The sequence below is a fragment of the Nocardioides sp. P5_C9_2 genome (genome assembly GCF_054049555.1).
Genome location: NZ_JBFUMD010000414.1, coordinates 1 through 3,567 on the forward strand (window position 1 = coordinate 1; position 3,567 = coordinate 3,567).

Sequence of the window (3,567 nt, forward strand, 5' to 3'; positions counted from 1 at the left end):
CGCACCAGCCGGCGAGGCGGCGACCCGGCCCGACCGCTCCGCTGGCCGGCACGGCGTGGCGCAGCGCCTCCATGGGGGCCACCCGCGTGGCCGCCCACGCCGGCACGAGGGCCGCCACCATGGTCACCAGCAGCCCCACGGCCAGCGCGGCCACCACGGTCCGCGGCTCGATCGCCGGCGAGGTCGTCGGGATCTCCAGGCCGACGAGCTCGAGCAGCGAGCGGATGCCGGCGGCGAGGCCGACCCCCAGCAGCAGCCCGACCACGCCCGCCACCAGGCCGATGACGGCGGCCTCGACCAGGACCCCCAGCAGGACCTGTCGTCGGGTCGCTCCGACCGCGCGCAGCAGGGCGACCTCACGCCGGCGCTGCGCGACCAGCACGTTGAAGGTGTTCCAGATGACGAACGACCCGACCACCACCGAGACGCCGGCGAAGACCAGCATGATGGTGGTGAAGATCCCCGTCGAGTCCCGGACGGCCTGCGTGCCGTCGTCGGCCACCTGCTCCCCCGTCAAGGCCTCGACACCGTCGGGGAGCACCCGCGCGATCCGGTCGCGCAGCTCCCCCGCGTCGACGCCGTCGGTGGCCATGACGTCGACCTCGTCCACGACGCCCGCCTTGCCGAGCACCCGCTGGGCCGTGGCCAGGTCGAAGCCGGAGAGGGTGGCGCCCAGCAGGCTGTCGGACTCGCCGAAGCCGACGACGCCCACCAGCCGGAAGGTCCGTGGGCCGTCCTGGAGCACGACGACGACCCGGTCACCGATCTCGTAGCCGCCCTTCGCGGCGGTCCGGGCGTCCAGGACCATCTCGTGGGGCCCGACGGGCGCCCGGCCCTCCCGGAACGTGGCGGCGCCGGCGAGGCGACGGTCGACGGTCACGCTGGTGCCGAACGTGGGTGCTCCACCCGGCTGGATCGGGTCGCCGTGGTCGTCCAGGACGAGCGCGAAGCCCGTCACCGCGCCCTCGGCGACCGCCACTCCGGGGACCTCGCGCACCGAGGCCACGATCGTCTCGTCGAGCGGACGGACCTGCCCGCCGGTGACGGCGATGTCGGCGTCGTACGCCGCCTGCGACTTCACGACGACGTCGGTGCCGGACGTCAGGCCGGTGTACAGCTCGTCGAAGGCCTTGAGCATCGTGTCGGAGAGCACGAACGTGCCGGACACGAAGGTGACCCCGACTGTCACGGCCATCACCGTCAGGAACAGGCGCAGCTTGTTGACCAGCAGGTTGCGCAGGGACACCCGGAGCATCTCAGCCGTCCAGGCGGCCCATGATGTCCAGGATCCGTTCCCGGCTCGGGTCGCGGAGCTCCTCCACGACCGCGCCGTCGGCGAGGAACACGACTCGATCCGCGTACGCCGCCGCGCCGGGGTCGTGGGTCACCATGACCACCGTCTGGCCAAGGTCGTCGACGACCGACCGCAGGAACCGGAGCAGCTCCGTACTGGCCCTGGAGTCGAGTGCCCCGGTCGGCTCGTCGGCGAAGACGACCTCCGGACGCGAGATCAGCGCGCGCGCCACCGCGACCCGCTGCTGCTGGCCCCCGGACAGCTCGGAGGGCCGGTGGCCCAGCCGGTCCGCGATCTTGAGCGTGGTGACCACGGTCTCCAGCCATGCCTGGTCGGGGGTGCGGCCCGCAAGGTCGGCGGGGAGGGTGATGTTCTCCTCGGCCGTGAGCGTCGGCAGCAGGTTGAACGACTGGAACACGAAGCCGAGCCGGTCGCGCCGCAGGATCGTCCGCTCGCGGTCCGAGAGCGAGGCCAGGTCCGTCCCGCCCACGAGCGCCTGCCCGCTCGTGAGGGTGTCCAGGCCGGCCATGCAGTGCATCAGCGTCGACTTGCCGGACCCCGACGGACCCATGATGGCGGTGAACCGGCCCGGCGGGAGCTCGAGCGTCACGTCGTCCAGGGCTGTCACGGCCGTGTCCCCGGTGCCGTAGACCTTGACCGCGTGCCGGGCGCACGCGGCGTGCTCGACCCCGTCGCCGCTGGGTGCTGCCGATCCGGCTGCGGAGTGCGCGGTCGCGGCCGCTGGGTGCGAGGCCATGCCTCCACCCTGCGGCGCGGACCGGGCCGGGCCCAGAGCCCAACGGCCTCCAGCGCCGGGACCATGGGAGGCGGCGCGGCCCCCCGATGCGCGTCACGCTCCGCCGGTCGGCTAGACAGGGGCGTGAGCAGCGAGAGGCACGACGGGTACGTACGCGTCCGAGGCGCCCGGGAGCACAACCTCCGCGACGTCGACGTCGACCTCCCCCGGGACGCGATCGTGGCGTTCACCGGGGTCTCCGGGTCCGGGAAGTCGTCGCTGGCCTTCGGCACCCTGTACGCCGAGGCGCAGCGTCGCTACTTCGAGTCCGTCGCCCCCTACGCCCGCCGCCTGCTGCACCAGGTCGGCGCACCGCACGTGCAGGAGATCTCGGGGCTCCCGCCCGCCGTGGCCCTCCAGCAGCGCCGTGGTGCCGCGAGCTCCCGGTCGACGGTCGGCACCATCACCACCCTGTCCAACCTGCTGCGCATCCTCTACTCGCGGGCGGGCAGCTACCCGGACGGCGCCGAGCACCTCGCGGCGGAGTCCTTCTCCCCCAACACGGCCGCGGGCGCCTGCCCCGAGTGCCACGGCCTCGGCGTCGTGCACGACGTCGCCGAGGACCTGATGGTCCCCGACACCTCGCTCAGCATCCGTGACGGCGCGATCGCCGCGTGGCCGGGGGCCTGGCAGGCGCACAACCTGCGCCGCATCGTGAAGAACCTCGGCATCGACGTGGACCGTCCCTGGCGCGAGCTGGACCCCGAGGACCGGCACTGGCTGCTGTTCACCGACGAGCAGCCCTCGGTCCTGATCCGCCCGCAGGACAAGGACGGGGGCGGCGGCCGTGACTACCACGGCACGTTCCGCAGCGCCCGCAGGCACGTGCGTCAGGTGCTGGCCTCCTCGACCAGCGAGGCGATGCGCGCCAAGGTGCTGCCCTTCGTCCGCAGCGCCGCGTGCCCGACCTGTCACGGCAGCGGCCTGCGGGTCGAGGCGCTCGCCGTCACCGTCGCCGGCATCTCGATCGCCGAGGCCAACGCCCTGCCGTTCACCGAGCTGGCCGAGCTCCTGCGCCCGGCGGTCACCGACGACAGCGACGACGTCGCCGGGCGCATCAGCGGCGACCTCGTCTCCCGGATCGAGGTGCTCCTGGGGCTGGGCCTCGGGTACCTCGCGCTGGGACGCAGCTCGACGACGCTGTCGCCCGGCGAGGCGCAGCGCCTGCGGATCGCCACCCAGCTGCGCTCGGGCCTCTTCGGCGTCGTCTACGTGCTGGACGAGCCCTCCGCGGGCCTCCACCCGGCCGACGCCGAGCCGTTGCTCGAGGTCCTCGAGGCGCTCAAGGCCGGCGGCAACTCGCTCTTCGTCGTCGAGCACGACATGGACGTCGTACGACGTGCGGACTGGGTGGTGGACATCGGGCCCGCCGCGGGCGAGGGCGGTGGACGGGTCCTCTACTCGGGCCCGATCGCCGGCCTGGAGGACGTCGCGGAGTCGCCCACCAGCGCCCACCTCTTCGGGCGCGCCGCCCGCT

Annotated in this window: 2 protein-coding genes and 1 pseudogene; 1 reads left to right on the top strand and 2 read right to left on the bottom strand. The window is 73.7% G+C overall.

The window, feature by feature from the left end; all coding sequences use genetic code 11:
* Positions 1-1,246 (bottom strand): ABC transporter permease (locus tag ACXJKL_RS17165; protein ID WP_457208231.1); only part of this gene is annotated, 1,246 nt, incomplete at its 3' end.
* Between the two features lie 10 nt (positions 1,247-1,256).
* Positions 1,257-2,051, bottom strand: a complete 795-nt coding sequence (locus tag ACXJKL_RS17170; protein ID WP_457208232.1) for an ABC transporter ATP-binding protein — start codon at positions 2,049-2,051, stop codon at positions 1,257-1,259.
* Between the two features lie 123 nt (positions 2,052-2,174).
* Here ACXJKL_RS17170 and ACXJKL_RS17175 point away from each other — a divergent pair.
* Positions 2,175-3,567 (top strand): annotated as a pseudogene (locus ACXJKL_RS17175) (ABC transporter); the annotation flags it as partial.